This window comes from Streptomyces sp. NPDC053367, assembly GCF_044545925.1.
Lineage (GTDB): Bacteria > Actinomycetota > Actinomycetes > Streptomycetales > Streptomycetaceae > Streptomyces.
The window spans coordinates 398,573-415,554 of the sequence record NZ_JBITYN010000006.1 but is presented as its reverse complement, the minus strand read 5'-3'; the positions used below and the strand labels follow the sequence as shown (position 1 = coordinate 415,554).

The 16,982-nt window shown below is 71.9% G+C and carries 11 protein-coding genes and 1 pseudogene; 6 read left to right on the top strand and 6 right to left on the bottom strand.

All coding sequences use genetic code 11. The annotated features are described in order from the left end of the window. Positions 1-91: 91 nt before the first annotated feature. The 4 genes and pseudogenes from ACIGXJ_RS19640 (at position 92) to ACIGXJ_RS19625 (ending at position 2,983) form a co-directional block, all read left to right on the top strand. Complete coding sequence (locus ACIGXJ_RS19640) at positions 92-985, top strand: universal stress protein (RefSeq protein ID WP_399646800.1); 894 nt, start codon at positions 92-94, stop codon at positions 983-985. A 374-nt stretch (positions 986-1,359) separates the two neighbouring features. Continuing rightward, positions 1,360-1,573, top strand: a pseudogene (locus ACIGXJ_RS19635) (response regulator transcription factor); the annotation flags it as partial. A gap of 128 nt (positions 1,574-1,701) precedes the next feature. Then, positions 1,702-1,989, top strand: a complete 288-nt coding sequence (locus ACIGXJ_RS19630; RefSeq protein ID WP_399646797.1) for a hypothetical protein — start codon at positions 1,702-1,704, stop codon at positions 1,987-1,989. Positions 1,990-2,074: 85 nt separating this feature from the next. Beyond that, positions 2,075-2,983, top strand: a complete 909-nt coding sequence (locus tag ACIGXJ_RS19625; RefSeq protein ID WP_399646795.1) for a universal stress protein — start codon at positions 2,075-2,077, stop codon at positions 2,981-2,983. Between the two features lie 355 nt (positions 2,984-3,338). Here the strand turns inward: ACIGXJ_RS19625 and ACIGXJ_RS19620 are convergent, their stop codons facing one another. Beyond that, complete coding sequence (locus tag ACIGXJ_RS19620) at positions 3,339-7,793, bottom strand: AAA family ATPase (RefSeq protein ID WP_399646793.1); 4,455 nt, start codon at positions 7,791-7,793, stop codon at positions 3,339-3,341. Between the two features lie 16 nt (positions 7,794-7,809). Further along, positions 7,810-9,282: a hypothetical protein gene (locus ACIGXJ_RS19615; RefSeq protein WP_399646791.1), complete on the bottom strand. Its 1,473-nt coding sequence runs from the start codon at positions 9,280-9,282 to the stop codon at positions 7,810-7,812. 581 nt (positions 9,283-9,863) lie between these two features. On the opposite strand from ACIGXJ_RS19615, the gene ACIGXJ_RS19610 reads away from it, so the two are divergent. After that, positions 9,864-10,118: a hypothetical protein gene (locus ACIGXJ_RS19610; protein ID WP_399646789.1), complete on the top strand. Its 255-nt coding sequence runs from the start codon at positions 9,864-9,866 to the stop codon at positions 10,116-10,118. Between the two features lie 449 nt (positions 10,119-10,567). Here the strand turns inward: ACIGXJ_RS19610 and ACIGXJ_RS19605 are convergent, their stop codons facing one another. Next, positions 10,568-11,926: a caspase domain-containing protein gene (locus ACIGXJ_RS19605; RefSeq protein ID WP_399646786.1), complete on the bottom strand. Its 1,359-nt coding sequence runs from the start codon at positions 11,924-11,926 to the stop codon at positions 10,568-10,570. 5 nt (positions 11,927-11,931) lie between these two features. Beyond that, positions 11,932-12,312: a hypothetical protein gene (locus ACIGXJ_RS19600; RefSeq protein WP_399646783.1), complete on the bottom strand. Its 381-nt coding sequence runs from the start codon at positions 12,310-12,312 to the stop codon at positions 11,932-11,934. Between the two features lie 805 nt (positions 12,313-13,117). Between ACIGXJ_RS19600 and ACIGXJ_RS19595 the strand changes: the two genes are divergently transcribed. Continuing rightward, positions 13,118-13,777, top strand: a complete 660-nt coding sequence (locus ACIGXJ_RS19595; RefSeq protein WP_399646781.1) for a TetR/AcrR family transcriptional regulator — start codon at positions 13,118-13,120, stop codon at positions 13,775-13,777. On the opposite strand, the gene ACIGXJ_RS19590 is transcribed toward ACIGXJ_RS19595, so the two are convergent. Both ACIGXJ_RS19590 and ACIGXJ_RS19585 read right to left on the bottom strand, forming a co-directional pair. Beyond that, entirely contained in the window at positions 13,761-15,128 is a 1,368-nt protein-coding gene (locus ACIGXJ_RS19590) for a phenylacetate--CoA ligase family protein (protein ID WP_399646778.1), read from the bottom strand. The genes ACIGXJ_RS19595 and ACIGXJ_RS19590 overlap by 17 nt on opposite strands. Then, the gene (locus ACIGXJ_RS19585; protein WP_399646775.1) at positions 15,125-16,786 is read right to left on the bottom strand and encodes a carboxylesterase/lipase family protein; all 1,662 of its coding nucleotides are present in this window, start codon (positions 16,784-16,786) and stop codon (positions 15,125-15,127) included. Before ACIGXJ_RS19585 ends, ACIGXJ_RS19590 begins: the two co-directional genes overlap by 4 nt. Between the last annotated feature and the right edge of the window lie 196 nt (positions 16,787-16,982).

Here is a 16,982-nt window from a genome sequence, read left to right as displayed (position 1 = left end):
CGGCCCCTGCCGGGGCCCGTGCCTGCCCGGCGATCCTGGTAGTGGAGAGCCCCACATCAGTGGCGGGAAACCGACCAGGGAGGTGTTGGCCGTGCTTCGTCCTGTGGTCGTGGGTCTGGACGGTTCGCGTGAGAGCCTCGCTGCCGCCGACTGGGCGGCCCGTGAGGCGCTCAGGCGCGATCTGCCGTTGCGCCTGGTGCACGCTTTGGAGGGCGGCATGGGGCCCGACGAGTCGGAGCTGCCGGAGCTCGAAGCGCCGCGCTACTGGGCCCGGCGCATCCTGCGCGAGGCGATGGATCGGCTCAACGAACGCTATCCGCGGCTCTATCTGGGCGCCGACCAGGTCTCCCGGCCCGCGGCCGACGCCCTGGTCGCGGCGGGCGACGAGTCCGAACTGCTGGTCCTGGGCAGCCGGGCGTTCAGCGGCATCGGCGGGTTCATGGCCGGTTCCGTGGCGCTGGCGACGGTGGCCCATGTGACGCGGCCCGTCGTGCTGGTACGCGCCGACCAGACAGTCGCGGACGAGCACGAGCGGGACGCCGAGCACCGGGCGTCGGCGCGCACGCCGTACCGAGCCGTCGTGGTCGGCGTGGACCCGGCGAGTCCGGCTGAGGAACTGCTCGGGTTCGCCTTCGAGAGTGCGGCGCTGCGTGCCGCTCCGCTGCGGGTCGTGCACGCGTGGCAACTGGGGTACGTTCCCCGTGCGCTGGAGGCGACGGCACGCAAGGAAGCCCGGCAGGCCGCCCTGCGGGCGTTGGACGCCGTGCTCGCGCCGTGGCAGGCGAGGTTTCCCTCGGTGGAGGTCCGCGCACTGGTCGAGGAGGGGCGTCCGGCGCAGCAGCTGCTGAACGCGACGCAGGATGCCGGTCTGCTGGCCGTCGGCCGCAGGATCCGCCCGGCCAGGATCGGTGCGCACACCGGGCCGGTCGCGCACGCCGTGATACACCACGCCCGCTGCCCTGTCGCGATCGTGCCGCACAAGTGAGTCCCGGACGGATCGTGCTGCCCAGTCCCACCTGGCCGGGGCCGGCCGGGAGGGGCTCGTCGGGGAGCGGGGCAAGGCGCTCCCGATCGGCCGGCCCCACCGCCAAGTCGGCCGGGGACCGCGTACAGAACACACACCAGGCGGTTTCCCCGGCCGACGCAGGCACGGCAACGACGGTTGCCGGCCGCCGCAGACCCCCGATCCGGGAGAAACCAGGCCGCTCGGCCCTGTTCGTCCCGCCCGGACACGAGAGGATCTCCTCGTGCAGGCCGGCCCTGTCCTGGAGCGGGTGTCGGCACGGAGCGCATGAGCGACGAGCATTCGACGGCGGTCCAGCGAGCAGCCCGGTCGGCGACACGCCGGTCCGGGTCTTCCTGCCGGACGACCACGAAGTGGTACGTCGGGGAGTGCACGACCTGCTGGACGACGAGCCGGACATCACCGTGGTCGGCGAGGCCGGCAGAGCTGAGCAGGCCTGGGCGCGGGTGCCTGCGCTCCGCCCGCGGGTGGCCGTACTCGACGCCCGCTGCCCGACGGCGACGGCGTGCCCGTGTGCAGCTGCGCTCGCGCATGCCGGAGCTCGTCTGCCGACCAGGGGCCGACCGGCTCCACGACCGGACCGTCCGGCAACAGGTGAGAGCCCTTCGGCATCCTGCGTCTTCGCAGGACCCGAGGTTCGATGAAGGGGGCACGGACTTCGCGGAAGGAGGCACATCGTGAGCAGGTCACCGATTTCCGGTCTGTGGCGGCTGTCCGCTGTTCTTCTGGTGAGTTCCGCAGCGGTCACGTTCTTGGTCAGCGCCGCGCTCGACTTGCTCGCGGAACGGGCCGCCCAAAACCGCCGCGCCCGTCAGCAGGCGTCGGTCGGACCGGCGAGCGATGTGACGGTCACTGAGGAAACGTCAACGCTCGAACGACAGGCGATACCAGAGCAGGTCACGCGCGGAGCGCGTCCGTCGGTCCAGCCGGTGGTCGCAGGTCGACAGGGCCGACAGGGCCCTTGAAAGGGCACTGCGGCCCCTGCGCAGGCGACTGCCACCGCACGATGCTACGAGTGAGCGGCCAGACCCCATACAGGAGGTACGCGTCATGCTTCGGCACGTCACCGCAGGAGTCGACGGATCAGCGGAAAGTCTGTCGGCGGCGCACTGGGCGGCCCGGGAAGCCCTGCGCCGAGGAGCGCCGCTGCGGATCGTGCACGCATGGCGGTCGCGCGCGCACCCGGCCGCGTCCGTTCCTGTGGACAGGACGCGGCAGGAGTGGGCCGAGAGGACCCTGGATCAAGCGGTGGCCAGCGTCCGTGCCGCGCATCCCGGACTGCGGATCGCCGGCCGACTGGTGTCCGGCCCCGCGACCACCGGCCTTCTGTCGATGGCCGGCGACGCCGAGTTGCTGGTGCTCGGCTCCCGCGGTCTCACCGGTGTCGCCGGGTTCCTGCTCGGCTCGGTGTCCCAACAGGTCGTCGCCAGGTCCTCGCAGCCCGTGGTGCTCGTCCGTGCCGGCGAGACTTCCACCGACGAACACCTGCCGGCGGTCGACGGCGTGTCGCCGGAGGAGATACCCGTGTCTCCGTACCGCGATGTCGTCCTCGGGCTGGACACGCGACGCCCCTGCGACGAACTGATCGAGTTCGCCTTCACGTCCGCCCGGCGCTGTGGCGGCCCACTGCACGTGGTCCACGCGTTCCGCGCCCCGTCGGCCGCCGCCCCCGAGGGCGGTCAGAATCCGACCTCCGGGCCCGGACTGCTCGCGGCACATGAACACAGCGTCGTCGCGGCGCTCCGCCCCTGGTGCGAGAAGTTCCCCGAGGTCTCCGTGACCGAGACCGTCGCCGAAGGGCGGGCCGCCACCGAACTCGTCCGTGCGTCGGCCCGGGCCGCACTTGTCGTCGTGGGGCGGCGCACACGGGACAGCCGCTTCGGTATCCGCATCGGGCCCGTCGCCCACGCGGTGCTCCACCACTGCGGCTGCCCTGTCGCCGTCGTACCGCACGCGTGACGCCGACCGCTGATGCGATGAAGCAGGACAGCCCAGTTGTCCGAGTGAGGGGGCGCTCAAGGGTCCGATGGGACCCGGCGCGGCAGCTGCGTGTCCGATGTGTCGGCGGCGTCGTCCACGCGGTGGTCCCGCTGGGCGGACACGGCGACGACGGTCCACGAAGTTCGTCGGCCAGGTGTATCCACGAGAGGAGGTGCGCAGGCTCGCCCGCTGACGTCGCCGGCACATCGCCAAGGACACCACCTCTCCCTCGCCGGAGCGCATCGTGGAGACCGTCACGATCCACGATCGGCCGCACCCCCGTCGTCGCCAGTACAAGAACCTGACGAAGCACCACCAGGTACTGGCCTGGCTTTCATGCTGTGTCGGTGGGTACGGACGAGATGTCGATCCCGAGGTAGCCCGAATCGGTTCCAGCGATCAGCAGCCCGCGATGCTCCGTGAGTGCGAAGACCCGGTCTGCCACGAACAGCGTGTGCGCGTTCCTGTTGCACGGGTTCAAGATCCGCACCGTCCGGTCGTCGCCGCCGGTGGCCAGACGTGGGGTGCCGTCGGGTGCGGTGAACGCCACGACCGCGTTCACCCTGCCGAGGTGGTCGGTGAGGGCCGGGCCCTCCCACGTGCCGGTGGTGGGGTTCCAGACCCGCACCGACCCGAATTCGCTGCCGGTGGCCACGCGCGGGGTGCCGTCGGGTGCGGTGAACACCGCCATCCCGTTCGCCCCGCCGTCGTGGTCGGCGTAACCGGTGACGGGCTCACTGTCCTGGGTGCCGGTGGCGGGATTCCAGATCCGCACCGGTCCGCGTTCGTTGCCGGTGGCGAGGCGTGGGGTGCCGTCGGCTGCGGCGAACGCCACCACCGCCTCCACCCTGCCCGTGTGGCCGGTAACGGCAAGGGCCGGGCCGTCCTGGGTGCCGGTGGCCGGGTTCCAGATCCGCACTGCCCCGTCGTGCCCGCCGATGGCCAGGCGAGGGGTGCCGTCAGCTGTGGCGAACACCGCCACCGCGGTCACCCCACCGGTGTCGCCGGTGAGGGGCCCACTGTCCCGGGTGCCGGTGGCGGGGTTCCAGATCCGCACCGTCCCGTCGTCGCCGCAGGTGGCCAGACGTGGGGTGCCGTCGGGAGCGGCGAACACCGCCACCGCGGTCACCCCACCGGTCATGCGGTCTCTGAGATCCGGGCCGTCCTGGGTGCCGGTGGCCGGGTTCCAGATCCGTACTGCCCCGTCGTTGCCGCCGGTGGCCAGGCGAGGGGTGCCGTCGGGTGCGGCGAACACCGCCACCGCGTCGACCCTGTCGGTGAGGGGCTCACTGTCCTGGGTGTCGGTGGCGGGGTTCCAGATCCGCACCGTCCTGTCGTCGCCACCGGTGGCCAGGCGTGGAATGCCGTCGGGAGCGGCGAACACCGCCACCGCGTGCACCCCGCCGGTGATGCCGCTCTGGCCGGTCAGGGTCAGGCCGTCCTGGGTGCGGGTGGCGGGATTCCAGATCCGCACCGTCCCGTCGTCGCCGCCGATGGCCAGGCGAGGGGTGCCCTCGGGTGCGGCGAACACCGCCACCGCGGTCACCCTGCTGTCGTGGCCGGTGAGGGCGGGACCGTCCTGGGTGCCGGTGGCGGGATTCCAGATCCGCACCTTCCTGCCTAAGCCGCAGGTGGCCAGGCGTGGGGTGCCGTCGGGAGCGGCGAACACCGCCACCGCGGTCACCCCACCGGTCTTGCGGTCTCTGAGGGCCGGGCCGTCCTGGGTGCCGGTGGCCGGGTTCCAGATCCGTACTGTCCCGTCGTTGCCGCCGGTGGCCAGGCGAGGGGTGCCGTCGGGTGCGGCGAACACCGCCACCGCGTGCACCCCACCGGTGTGGCCGGTGAAGAGCGTCGGGTCCTGGGTGCCGGTGACGGGGTTCCAGATCCGCACAGGTCTGTAGTCCTCGCCGGTGACGAGGCGTGGGGTGCCGTCCGGTGCGGTGAACGCCACCACCGCCCGCACCAAGCCGGTGCCGCTGCCGACGAGGGCCGGTCCGTCCTGGGTGCCGGTGGCGGGGTTCCAGATCCGCACCGTCCCGTCGTAGCCGCAGGTGGCCAGGCGAGGGGTGCCGTCGGGTGCGGCGAACACCGCCACCGCGGTCACCCTGCTGTCGTGGCCGGTGAGGGCCGGTCCGTCCTGGGTGCCGGCGATGGGGTTCCAGATCCGCACCGTCCCGTCGTCGCCGCCCGTGGCGAGGCGTGGAGTGCCGTCGGGAGCGGCGAACACCGCCATCGCCCACACCCTGCCGATGCGAGCGATGAGCTGCAGGTGCAGCCGTCGACGGCGGACGGCGCCGGCGACCAGAGTGGGGGGCCATGCGGTGGGTGTGCAGGTATGGGGTTCGGCCGGGGGCGCGGTGCCTTGGATGTAGGTGGTGCCGAGTCGGCGCCACCACCGACGCCCAACGAGCGTGTCGTGGTCGTGCTGGCCGAGATCGATTTCCTGGGCGTGGTGCTGGAGAAGGACGGTTCCGGCGATGGCGGGCGGTACTTCGCCGGGGGGCAGACCGTGTTGGAGGGCGGTGGTGGTGATGCCGGTGAGGTCGAGGGCGTCCAGGACGTCGGGGTGGTCGGCGAGCGCGCGGAGGGCTCCGGCGGCGTGGCCCAGCCGTGCGTGGCTGATGAGGTAGCGGCGGATGTAGGGATTGACGGCCTCGTGTCGTGGGGTGGTGCCGGCGCCCGGGCCGTGGCTGCGGAGGGTGCGGCGGGCGTGGCCGATGAGGGCGGTGGTGATGGCGGTGTGTGCGGCGGGGGTGTCGGGGGCGGCGGTGAAGTGTTCGGCGAAGGTGCGGTGGCCGAGGCGGTAGACGCTCTGGCCGTGCTCCTGGTCGAGGGCGAGGTAGGGCGCGGCGTCGTGGACCAGGTCGGTGATGCTCCCGTCGATGTCGCCCGCGTCGCCGGGGGTGAGGGCTTCGGCGGTGCGGGTCCAGATGCCGTCCCGGTCGGGCAGTCCGCGGCCCTGGGCGAGACCGAGGGCGCGCAGGAGCGGGGTGTAGTGCGGGTTGGTGCGGTGGAGGCGCTCCAGGGCGAGGGTGAAGAGCTGGCGGTGGGTGTGCCCGATCAGTGGCGTGGGGTCGGCCAGCAGGGCCGGGCTGTTGAGGAGTTCGTGGGCGGCGAGGCGGGCGTAGAGGAACTGCTGGGGCTCGGCGCCGTCCTGCTGGTGGTCGGTGACGAGGCGGTGCACGGCGGTGGCGATGGTCGTGTCGTCGGCGTCGATGGTGCCGCGGCGCTTGGCGGCGTGCAGTTTGGCGCGCAGGTATCCGGCAAGGGCTTCCTGGTCCTGCGTCACCTCGACGTACTGCGGGTCGGCCGCTTGACCGCCGTCGGTCTTGGCCGGTCGTGGCCGTAGGGCGTCGAGGAGGTCGGTGTCGTCGGGGGCGGGCTGGTCGGGGCCCTCCTCAGTGGAGCGCCGGGTGCCGACGACCAAGCGGACGCCCGGTAGAGCGGCGAGGGGGCGCAGGAGGCTGTCGGCGATGGCGAGTGGCTGTTCGGCTTCGTCGAGGGCGTCGAACAGCAAGGTCAGCGGTTCGGGCCGCCTGCGCTTGCGGAGTCGTTCGAGGAGCCGGGCGGCGAGGTCGGCAGAGGAATTGCCGTCGGCTGCTTCCCGGGCGAGGTCAGGCAGATCGGCTGCCTCGGCGACGAGTTGCAGAGTACGGCTGAGGGTGAGGCCCGCGAGGTGGGCGGTGAGGTCGAACGGGTCGTCGGGGCAGGGACTGCCGGGCGGCAACGGCGTCAGGTGGCCGTGGCGGATCAGGATGTCACGCAGACGGGTGCTGGTGCGGAGCAGGACGTGGCCGAGGAGGGCGGATTTACCGGCGCCGGCGGGCCCGGTGACGACCAGGATTCCGCTGCTGGTGGTGGCGAGCCAGTGCAGGATCCGGTCGCGCTGCACGGTACGGCCGTGGAAGTACCAGGCGACTTCGCCGAGTTCGGCGCCGCTGGCCTTGGGCAGGAAGTGACGCTGTTCGTCGGCGGGGAGTTGCTCGATGACGGCTTGGAGTTCGGCGATCTGGTCGAGCGGGCCTGAGACTGCCGTCGCTGCGCTGGGGACGAGGCTGACCAGTTGGTCGCGGCGGTCGTCCAGGGTGAGGTCGTCGACGAACCCGCCGAGGTCCTCGGCGAGGTGGCGTCCGAGGGTGGCCAGGCCGATGGCCCGCTGGGTGGGGAAGGTGACGTGCAGGGCCCTGTGAAGGGCGCTGGTGAAGGCGCCGAGTTCGGCGTAGCCCTCGGCGGCGGTGGACAGCAGCAGGTAGCGGCCCGCGCCGGGGTAGCGGGTGAAGAGTGCGAGGTGGACGTCTCTGGCGAAGTGCTTGGAGAAGCAGGCGTCGAGGACGACTACGGCCCAGCTGTCGGCGCTGTCCGGGTGGAGCTGGCGACTGCCGATCGCGTCGGCGATCACCTCCGCGGTGACGCCGTCCTCGATCGGTGCGGGAGTGCGGCTGTGGGCGAGATACTTCGCGCTGCCGTGGCCGACCCAGTAGAGGACCGTGCTGCCGGCCGCGGCGGGGCGTTTCCAGGTGCGGAGCCGGTCCTCGACCGCCTCCGCGTTCCGACCCTTCTCCGGAGCCCACTGGTTGACGTGCAGGCCGTAGGGGGCGAGGAGGTCGGCGATCGCCCGCACGTGCTGCTCGGTGTCCAGATCGGGCAGGAGGTGGTCCTGGTAGGTGGTGAAGTTGACCGGGAACAACTCGACCGTGCGCCCGTCGGCCGGGAGGTCCCCGGCCACGCTGCCGGCCGGGGACGGCTCAGCCGGGCCTGGGCGGTGGGCGGTGGCGTCGGAGGTGGTCATACGAGGGGTACCGGCCTCAGGCGTCGGGCGGGGTGACGAGGACGAGCTGGGTGACGGGCACGTGCCGGTGGGTGTCCAGGACCACCCGGTAGAGATCCGGGACGTCCGCGGTGAAGCGGGCCGACAGGGCGCCGTCCGTGCGCTCCGGGTCGGGGCGCAGGGTGAGGGGGTGGCCGGGGCGGCCGGTCGTGGCGGAGTGCACGCTCAGACTCACACCCGCCGGGCTGTCGAGGCCGGTGACCGTGAGGGCGAGCGGTGTGCCGAGACTGCCGCCCAGATCAGGAGTTTCCAAGCCCGGCCCGGTGCCGTCGCCGCCGAGGTTTGCGGGGTCCGGACGTTCCAGAGCGATGCGGCGGATCTGGCGCAGGACTTCGTCATGCCGCATCAGCGTGCCGTGCTGGCCGTACACATAGGTGATTGCATCCGTGCCGATCCGGGCGGAGGGGGTGTGGACGGTTCCGTCACCCAAGGAGTCGCGGCGGGCAGGGATGCCGGTGCGCGGGTCGCGCACGAGTTCAAGGTCGTCGCCGATGTCGAAGGCGTAGTGGCGGCCGGCGGCGACCGCGAGGCCGGCGTGAGGCCGCTCCTCCAGGCTCTGCACGGTCGGCTGGGCCTCGCCGACGATCGCCCGGTGTCCGGGCAGCGCGAACCCTTCCTTCCGGTAGCGGGCGCGCTCGTCGAGCGACCGCGTGGCCATGTCCTGGTCGCCGCCGAACCGGGCGACGTCGCCCGCGGTGAGGCGCTCCACGTCCATGCCGCGGTCCAGGCAGCGGTAGCCGGGCAGCAGGTCGTGGACACCGGGCAAAGTCGCCGCCATCGCCTGCACCCGCCGCACCAACCGGCCCGGCTTCCGCTGGGCGTGCAGGAGGTTGAGTACCAGCACGGACTTCACTGATCCCAGGAACGGCGTGCCCACGGTGACCACCGCCCGGGTGTCGGCCGCGAGTTCCGGGTCCTGCTCCAACGCGGCCCGCACCACCAGCCCGCCCATCGAGTGCGCCACGAACACCAGCCGAGGCCGCGCCTCGCCTGCGGTCAGCCACTCGGGCACGGCCGCCACCCGTTCCCGCCACCGCTCCAGGTGTGCACGAGCCGCACGGGCCAGCAACGCTCCGTTGTAGGAGACTGCCAGGCGCCAGTCATAGGGGAACGGCGCCACCGCCTCCCGTGCCGGCGTGACCTTCTCCAGAACCTTGATCGCCTTGCTGTAGGGGTCGAAGCCCTTGAGGACGGGCACCCACCACGGTTTGGTGAGCAGGCCGGTGGCGCGGATGCGGGTCAGCGGGGCCCGCCGGGCGGTGTCGCCGTCGGCTTCCCGCTCGCGAGCGTCGGCCTGGAGAGTGGTGAACAGGGCACCGCCGTGCAGCGCGTCGGTGATCGTCGCGAGATCGACGCCCCACAGCGGGCGGCCCGTGGCGGCGTCCTCGAGGACGCTGCCCATGATGCCCGGCACCACCACGCACGCGTCCCGGGTGCAGTCGTCGAACACTGGCGGCCTTCCCGTGAACGGGAACCCGCCTCCCAAGCCCTCATCCCCCACCGTCCCCATGCCGTCCGACGATAGAGGAGCACACCCGCCCGGGTACGGGCTTCCCCGAAGGAGACGCCCCGATCCGCAGAAATGCCGTCAGTTCCCTGCCGGACTCGCCGTCCAGACCGGTCGGCGAGGCGCGGGACGGTGCCGGGCGGTGGCGCCGCACCCGCCACGGCTGCTTCCTCGAGCACCTCTGCCCCGATCCGCCGGCAGCCCATCGTCGACGGGACCTCAGCCAGCTCATTCCGCGGGGCACCAGCGCCGGTCTGCATCCCGCGCAATGCCGGGCCCCCTTCCCTAGGCCCACACACCCAAGGAACGGGCCACCGCCGCGGCGGTGCGCGGATCGGTGGCTCGGCCGGCGCACCCCTCCCGCCGACGGGGACAGGCCCGCACCCGGACACCTCCCGCCGCAACAGCGGATTCCTGACAAGCTGGCCTCGGGTGACCCTCCTGATGGCCCATGACCACCCCCCTCGCTGGCGAGTTGCGCATCAGGCCGTGTCCCTCGGGTCGCCGCGGCTACGCTGTCGGTGATGAAGTCGCGGATCGTGCAGATCGTGCGGTGGGACGCCCCGCAGCCGCAGCGTGATGAGAGCGTGTGCAGCGCACACGGCGCACGCACCTGCACCCGGGACCTCGTCGCCGATGTCTTCCTCCGTGACGCGGGCAGCCCGCGCATTCACTGGACCGTGTGCCGGCACTGGCTCGATCACGAGCCTGACGTGGCCGCCCACGCGGCCGGCCGAGGCGGCCGGGGCCCGGATCCTGACCGGGCCGGCCTGCGCTGACGCCGCCTGCGGCGCAGGGTCCGCATGTGTACGCCGGTGTCGGCGCCCGCCACCTTGCTCATGGGTACCGAACGCCGGCGACGGCGCCGGGCTCGTCCGCCGCCTGCTTTCTGCGACGCGTCATGAACGAAGGCCGTGCCTCAGCGACGGCGGGCCTGTGCACATGCGGGGGAGACAGCGGCCTTCCTTTCGGCCTGCCCGAGGCCGCCGTGCTCCTGGCGACGCCGGAGGGCTGGCGCCACAACGTAGGACTCGCACGGGACTTACACGGCATCTCTTCGGCGTACGCTCGCTGGCCGACCCACTGCCGGTCGACACCGCCGATGTGGGCAGGGACCGCACCGCTCTCCTTGTGCCGGCCCGCGATGCCCCGTGGGCGCGGGTCAGTGCAAGGGGGCTGGTCTCGGCAGCCTGCTCCCCTCGGGCCCGTGCGAAGCAGTATCGCCCTGCTAGTCGGGAAGCCTGGGATCCATGTCGACCAGATCACCATACGAACGAAACCGGGGTCCGCCGAGACGATCCACGGCCTGGCGTAGCACCACCGGATCGGCATCGACGAAGCTCAGCTTACAGATCCCGATGTAACCGAAGTCACGCAGTTCCTGGTAATTGGCGGGCAGCAGGGAAAAGGTCTTGTCGGGGCGTGGGGCCGTCCGGCGCGGGCGAACCACCAGGACCTGGGACACGGTCTCGCTACTGGCGCCAGGGGCCGCACTGCTCACCGTGCGGGTGAACTGGCGCAGCACGCCGAGAGAGTCGATGTCCTGCCATGGGATGTGCCATGAGTTTCCGTCGTAGTCCAGGGTCAGTCCTGTCGTGTCGACGATGAGGCTCCGTGGACGCTTACGCGCCGCGATGGCCGCTCCCCAGGCGGCCAAGACCAGGAATATCAGTTCGAGGAGGAGCCCCTCGTCCACAGCGCTCGGCTGGAGCCACTTGGCGAAGTCGAGCCCGCAGGCCAGGAGAGTCATCACGGCGCTCAGACAGGCGTACCAACGGCGCTTGCCGGGGCTTGTCTGCTTGGTGAAGCGTACTCCTGTCGGGTCCGCCGCCCTTTGACTCACCGGGCGGTTTTCGACGGGACCGCTGACCAGAACGAGGTCACTGGCGGCGTTCACCGAACGGCGCTGCGGGCGGGGAAGTCCCCGCCCGGCCAGATCGCGGTCCACGTACACGTAGATCTCGTCCAAGGTGAGGGGGCCCGGCATGCGGAGCGCTCCCAACAGAGCTTCGGTGAAGGCGGTGTACGTGGCGCCCGGCGGTGCGTGCGAGGGAGCGGTGGCGGTCGTGGAGGTGAGGGTGAAGGTGCCAGTCGCTTCGAGCTGTCCGGCGACGAGGCTGTCCGGCGTGGTCATCGCTGCTACGGCCCGACCGGAGAAACAGCAGTCGAGCAGCAGGACCCTGGCTCGGGCGCGGGCGCGTGACATTTCACGCTTGACCACCTCCAGCGGTACAGCGGTGTAGGCGACATTGCCGGGCTCCGCGTCGGCCAAGGCAAGGTGCAGTAACCCGTCCTCGTCCAGCAGCCCGTGGCCTGCGTAGTAGACCAGCAGTAGATCAGTGGCCTCACGCCGTGCCACGGCCAGCGCGCTGCCCAGTGTCGCCTTGTCGAGCGGCTGGTCCCGGTCTCCCAGAACCTGGCAGTGGTCGGCAGGAAGCAGGCCGTGCTCCCCGGTCAGGACCTGCCGCAAGGCGGTGAGGTTGTCCCGCACGGCCGGTATCTCAGCAAGATCCGCGGACCTGTATGTGGGCACGCCGATCAGCACGGCGCGCGAGGCGCTTCCGTCGGGAACCCACGATTGCGGCATCGGCCTCAGGTGCGGGACTGGTCGAGCAGTGCTACGACCTCACCGATGACGTGCTCGGGATCCGCCGCCCGGCGCACATCCACCTCTACGCGGCGTCCGTCCGCTGCGACGACTGACACCTTGACATCAGCTCGGCGCTGAATCAGCCAGGTCGACAGTGACCGGGCGAGGACGGCACCTGCGCCGCCCGACCCCAGGGCCACCGCCACCACGTCGAGGGCCACCCCCATGTGGCCCGGCTCCGGCGTGGATCCCCGCAACTCCAGACGGCCACGGAGGGCGTCTTCCGCAGCCAGCCAGTCGCGCAGTGCCAGCAAATGTGTCTCGGCATCGTCGCCAGACACCGTCAGTTCCAGCTCAGGAGTCTCCACATCCGACTGGGTCATGCCGACCATGATGCCAGGCAGCCACCTCCTGATTCGGGGATCTCGACATGTTCCCTGCTGCGGGCAGGGATCGTCCCGTTCCGTCAACCGCCCTTGTCCGAGGCACATTTGGACCCCGTCGCCGTCCTGCCATCGGCGGCTCTCCAAGCGCTTCGTCCAGCGACAGCCGTGCTGTGATCTGCGGCTTCAATCGACCCGTAGATCGTTCCGACGGGCCGAGCAGCCTTCAGGAATCCCGGCTTCGATCACCGGGCTCGTTCGCTTCCGCCCCACGGTCGGGGTGTCGGATCGGTGCACCGGTGAGTGCGATGACAGTCGGCAGGAGCCGCTGGAGGACGCGATCCGGGCGGTGTCGACGTGCGGGCCGTGGCCCCTGGGTGGGTGGTGGGACGCCGTCTGCGTGCCGCTCGGCCTCGGGACCAGGGAGCTCCGGGACCTCGGCGAAGAGTCGGGAGCCGTGATGAGGGACGGCTCCGGCGGCTTCTGCACCGGCTGATTCCCCTGGCTCCGCCGCCGACCGGGACCTCCCGCGGGTGCGTGTCCCGGGCCGGGGCCGCCACAGTGGCGGTCCCCTCCCCCGCTCCACCGGGTCATCAGGCCTGGCCTGGCCTGAGCTGGCGGATCCCTCCGTCGCGCGACCGCGAGTGGACGACCACGCCCCGCCTGCACTCTGCCCTCCGTACGGCCCTCCTCGGCGAGTAGTCCCCCACCCCCCGATCACTTGCCCGGCCGCTCCTGCGCCGGCCCGGGGACCACCCCTTCCTTTTCGAAGCTCCGTCGGCCGGTTTCCTCTAGAGTCGGCCCCATGACGCAGGCACCGGCCCCGGACCGCGGAGCGCGGTCCCGTGAGGCAATTCTGCAGACCGCCGGCGACCTGATGGCGCGCCATGGTTACGCCGCCACGTCCATCTCGATGATCTCCGCCGCATGCGGTCTGCCGGTCAGTTCGATCTACTGGCACTTCGGCAGCAAGGACGGGGTCTACGTGGCAGTGCTGGAGCGAGCCAGGACCGCGCTGCTGGCGGCTCTGCCTCCGGCCGAGATGCCGGGCGCCGACGTCGTGCGGCGTCTTGACGCCTTTCTCGCGGAGGTCGAGCATGCCTTCCGGCGTCAGCCGCGCGGCGTCAAACTGCTGTTGGGGCTGGGTATGGTGCAGCAGGACGCGAGTGCGGCGGCCCTGGCCGAGGTGCGTCACTACCGTGACGCGCTGATGGACTGGGCCCGCGATGCGGTGATCTCCGTCTTCGCCCTGCGCGGCCGCCCGGAGGTGGCGGACGAGTTGGCGCGCTTCACTCTGAGGATGGCGAGCGGGACCGCCGTGGCCCGTTGGTTCGAGCCGGGTGCGGTCCTCGAGACCGGGCCGTTGCGCGTGGCGTTGCTGGCGCTGGCGGCCCATCACGGCCTGCCGGTGGGGGGCGCCCCGGGCGAGGACGCCCCTCCACGTGGCGTCACGAACAGGGAATGACGACCCGGTACTTGCCGCCGGGAGACTGTTCGGGCGGCTCGTCGGCACGCTCGACGCTCACCCGGTCCGCGCCGTGGGCGGTGAGCAGGGCGACCATCGCCTGGTGCACGGCCGTCCACTGCCGGTCCCGATCGGCGCCTGCGGCGGACCAGATCCGTACGCGGACACGGGCGGGTGCCGTCTGGACGACCTGGAACAGGTCGATGTCCGGAATGCTCTCCAGGAGTGTCTCGAAGGCCATGGTCACGATGCGGGCGGTGCCGCCGTCCCGGCGGGGGAAGGACAGCAGGTCGGCGGCGCGGCCGCGGACCCTGATCGCGGGGAGCGGGTCCCCGCAGGGGCACGGATCCGGGCGCAGCAGGATGCTGTCGCCGAGGTCGTAGCGCAGGATCGGCTGCGCCCACCGGTACAGGCTGGTCAGGAGCACGGTGGAGGACTCCTGGCCGGGCGGGGTGGGCTGGTGGTCGGCGTCGACGGGTTCCAGGATCAGCCAGTCGCTGTGGACGTGGAGCCATCCGAAGGCGCAGCCGTACGCAAGGGCGAGGCTCTCGTTGCAGGCGTAGGTGTCGACCACGTGGGTGCCGAAGGCGGACCTGATCCTCCTGCGGTCGCCTTCGCTGAGACCTTCGGCCAGTAGGGACACCATGGCCGGGGCGATGTGGAGTCGACCGGCCAGCTGCTCGCTCGCGAGCAGGGCGATCACGGTCGCGTAGCCGGACAGCAACGCCGGTTGGCAGCTGTTGAGTTGGGCGACGAGGTCGGGCAGCGGGCTGTGCGCCGACAGCACCCGGCTGCCTCGCGTGTGCAGGCGGCCGGCGGCGCGGGACCGGGCGATCACGGCGTAGGCGGCCAGATGACCGCTGGTGGCCACGATGTGCGCGGTCCGCCCGCGGCGTGCCAGCAACCGGGCCGTCACGGAAGGGGTGAGGGTGCGCCGGGCGGCCCGCAGCGACAGGGCCCTGACGACCGCCGCCGCGCGGTCGTCGAGGAGGAACAGCCCGCGGTGGCCGGTGGTTCCCGACGTGGTGGACACCAGGTACCGGCCCAGGAAGCGTTCACCGACCCGCCGGGGGTCGGCTACGAAGGCCCGTACGCGGTCGACGGTCACCTCCGGGTCGGTGACCCAGTCGTCGAAGCGGGCCATCAGGCTCTGCTTGCACGTCACCGGAAGCAGGGCGGGGTCCTCGACACGAGCGGGCAGGGTGCGGTACAGCTCCCGGTAGTACGGGGAGCTGGCCCGGGCGAAGTCGACCATCGCGGCCAGTCGCTCCCGCTGCCGGGCGGCCAGCGCGTCCGGGCCCTGCCGCAGTGTCCGGCGGTCGTCCCTGACCAGGGCCAGAGTCGAGGTCATCGCGCTGCTCCCTGGGAAGTGAGGGAGGGCTGCCAGAAGCCGCAGTGGTGGTCGGCCGCGAAACCGGTGGTGGGCCGGACGCGGTCCGGCGCGAGCACCTGGACGCGGTCGCCGTCGGCGGTGTGGCGCGGCCAGTGGGGAGTTCCGGGTGCGTTGGGGTCGCCGGTGGCGACGAAGCGGGCCCAGTAGGCGGTCATCGTGGCGGAAAGTCGCCGCTGGGCGGGCGTCAGGGGCGCCATCCCCTCCGTGGGGAAGAGATAGGCCAGTTCGGAGGCGTGGAAGGCGCCTTGCGGTGTGTGCGGCGCGGGGATGAAGGGTGGTGCGTCGGGGTCGGCGAACTCGTAGGAGTAGACGGGTGCGCGGCTGCCGTACAGCCGGTCGTCGGCCCGTGCCGGGCAGGCGAACCGCTGGTCGGTACCGACAGCGGAGTAGGCCAGGTTCGCGGACGCGTACGCCGAGGCGGGGTAGGTGTCGAGGACCGCGGCCGCGCGGCTGCCGTGCTGAAGCCTGATCAGGGCCGCGTACGCGTCCGGGGTCAGCGGGCCGCCGCCGAGCAGGTCCACATACAGCGCGGTGAAGTACCGGTATTCGTCGTGGGTGCTGCCGTTCAGCGTCGGGACGGCGTTGACACGTCCCTCGGCCCATGCCGTGTGCGGAGGGCGGGGAAGTATGCGGGGACCGGTGTTCGGGGCCCACAAGGAGGAGGCACCTGTTCCGGAGGCGCGGATGAGCTCAGTGGTCGGCACGGCACGCAGGCAGCCCGCCGCCGTTGTCGGTTCGGCGCAGCCGACCGAGGCCGCGAAGTCGCTTCCCCTGCGCTCGGCCGCGCCGAGCGTGAGGGGCGTGAGACCGCCGTCCGCGGCGCAGGCTCCGCTCTGCTGGATCGCCCGGTGGAACAGGTTTTTCGCGGTTGGCGAGGCGATGTGCAGACAGGTGTCGGCCGACCCGGCGGACTGGCCACCCAGCGTCACCCGGTTGCGGTCGCCGCCGAAGGCGCCGATGTTGCGTCGCACCCAGTGCAGTGCGGCCTGCTGGTCCATCAAGCCGTAGTCGCCCGAGGCGTGGTCCGTGCTCTGCGCCGACAGGGCGGGGTGGGCCAGGAATCCCAAGGCCCCGAGACGGTAGTTGACCGTCACCACGACCATGCCGTGCGCGGCCATCCTCGCGGCGTTGTAGTCGCTGCCGGCGCCGTAGACGTTGCCTCCGCCGTGCAGCCACACCAGCACCGGCAGGGGGCGGCCGCCGGTGCGGGCGGGCGTCCACACGTTGAGGTACAGGCAGTCCTCCGTGGTGCTGCCGGTGCGGTTGGACTCGCCGGGCAGGACCGGTCCGCCGTCGGGCAGCAGCGTGAGCGGCAGTTGGGCACAGGGGTGGGCCGCCGCGGTGGCGTTCCGTACACCGGACCACCGTGGCACGGGTCGCGGCGGGCGCCAGCGCAGTTCACCGGTCGGCGGGGCGGCGAACGGGATCCCTTCGAAGACGCGTCCGCCGTCGCGGTCCGCCGCGCCCCGCACCCAGCCCCGGTCGGTGCGCACCACCAGCGAGTCGGGGCCGGAGTGGGCGTGGGCGGCAGGCGGGGGCACGGTCAGTGACAGCAGCAGGGCGGCGACGGCGGCTGTGGCACGGGCCAGGATGTGGCACAAGCTCGGTGCTCTCATCGATCGCTCCGGGGTGGGAGGTGGGTTTACGGCGTGTGCGCGCAGGCGCCGACGGGGCAGGCGGTGCCCTGGGGTGCGGGTGACGCCGCAATGGCGAGGAGGACGGCTGCGCGTGCGGCTGCGATCGCTGTGACGTTCACGGGCGTGCACCCCTCTCGGCGAGAGACATGGGCGTGCGAGGACTTCGTGCGCAAGC